Source organism: Bacillus sp. SH5-2, assembly GCF_008368905.1.
Taxonomy (GTDB): Bacteria; Bacillota; Bacilli; order Bacillales; family Bacillaceae_G; genus Bacillus_A; species Bacillus_A luti.
This window is the reverse complement of sequence record NZ_QOSD01000054.1, coordinates 1-1,644: the sequence shown is the minus strand read 5'-3', so window position 1 is coordinate 1,644 and position 1,644 is coordinate 1. Positions and strand designations below refer to the sequence as shown.

At 33.8% G+C, this 1,644-nt stretch carries 2 protein-coding genes; both read left to right on the top strand.

Annotated elements, in window-relative coordinates; translation table 11 throughout:
* Positions 1–41 precede the first annotated feature (41 nt).
* On the top strand, positions 42–1,046 hold the full coding sequence (locus DN410_RS27740; RefSeq protein ID WP_149178858.1) for a DUF1835 domain-containing protein: 1,005 nt from the start codon (positions 42–44) through the stop codon (positions 1,044–1,046).
* A 148-nt stretch (positions 1,047–1,194) separates the two neighbouring features.
* On the top strand, positions 1,195–1,599 hold the full coding sequence (locus DN410_RS27735) for a hypothetical protein (protein WP_149178857.1): 405 nt from the start codon (positions 1,195–1,197) through the stop codon (positions 1,597–1,599).
* Positions 1,600–1,644: the final 45 nt, after the last annotated feature.

Below are 1,644 nucleotides of genomic sequence, written 5' to 3'. Positions count from 1 at the left end.
CTATAGTCTATGTTACTATTGAAATGAATAGAGGGATTTACATGATAGATAAAATTAAAAATGCTGTAGAAGATATGTACGAAGATGAAGCAAAACATTTACTTCAAAGCATTCTAATTCAGTTAAATTTATTAGAAGAAAACTATAGTGAAGATATTATTAAAAATTTGATGGATATTCCTAAGCAACTAACGAGTAATACATCTTATAAAAGAAATATAAAAGAAAGCTCACACGTACATATTACTTTTGACGATTCAACAGCTGGATGTTTAAAACATATGCTGGGTCAAGAAGAACGATTGGAAGAGAGGGTTGTCGCTTTTTCTGAATTCTTTTCAATTGGACCGATATATAAGATACATATGAATGAGGGACAACTAGCAAGACAGAAATGGTTAGTAAACAACTTAACTGCTTATGATAATTATTTTGAAGATGAATATTTGCGAAGATTTATGGAGACTTTAGAAGAACTTCATTCAATTCCAAATGAAACACCAATTACCATTTGGAAGGCCGATAATGCACATGAACATGTAGGTCTGTGTTTTGTAATAGCGCAATTAAAAGGTAAGAAAAATATTAGAATTATTAATACGTCTGAAGCAAGCAGAATTATATTAAAACAAGATTATGATATTCGTGGAACGGGGGAATTATCACCTGAAAGTTTATCGGCTTGCCTAAGAAATGGTGTAGATTCACCATATTTAACTATAGAGGGCAGAGTAAACCTTGAAAATGAGTGGGATAGATTATCGAATAGTACGGAATTTTTAAGAATTTGGAAAGAAAGTAACGTGCATTCTGTACAAGAAGATTATTTTGATCAATTTATTATTGAATGCGCGAAAAGTGTAGGTGCTGATCGAGAATTCCTAAAAGCCCCTAGAGTAATTGGTGAAGCACTTGGTCTTGTAAAACAGTTAGTTGGCGATACGTTTTTAGAATATCGCTTAAAGGAATTAATTAAACAAGAAGTATTTGAATTTGTAGGTTCACTAGATGAAATGCGCTTTTATAGTGTGAAGTTAAGAAAATAATACATCTATTCCTTTTATGAAAAAGCTCGTATTTTTAAATACGAGTTTTATTTTTTAGTTAAATTTAGGCGATACATAAGCTTCCTATAGAGGGCATATCACATATGAATGTTAAAGGTAATGAATGAAAAGAAGGTGATTTGTTATTATGTATAACCAGCAAAATTATTCATACGATCAATCCATGTATTATAATCCACAAAACTACGGGTATGAATTTACAAATGAAGGGAGAGATGTGGAACAAGAAGATTATAGACCCGATGATGCGGAAGATGCTCCAACATCACCACCACCGTCACAAGCGCCATCGTTACCGTCTACATTTGCTTCTCCAGCACAAGCAGGCAATATGAAATCTTGGATGTGTAACTGTTTGGGAAAGTGGGGATATTTACGTTTACATCGCTCTGGTCCTTTCGGAAGGGACTTATGGTTCTTCCCAACTGAAGTGAGAAGAAATGGGGTCTCCGGCTATACTTGGCAAGGTGGTCGTCGCCGTAAAGTAAGTTATCGCTATCAACAAATTAGTAATTTCATGTGCTTCGCATAAAGAAAAGTGAGAGAGTAGCAAGACTTTATAATCTGTACCCTTTGT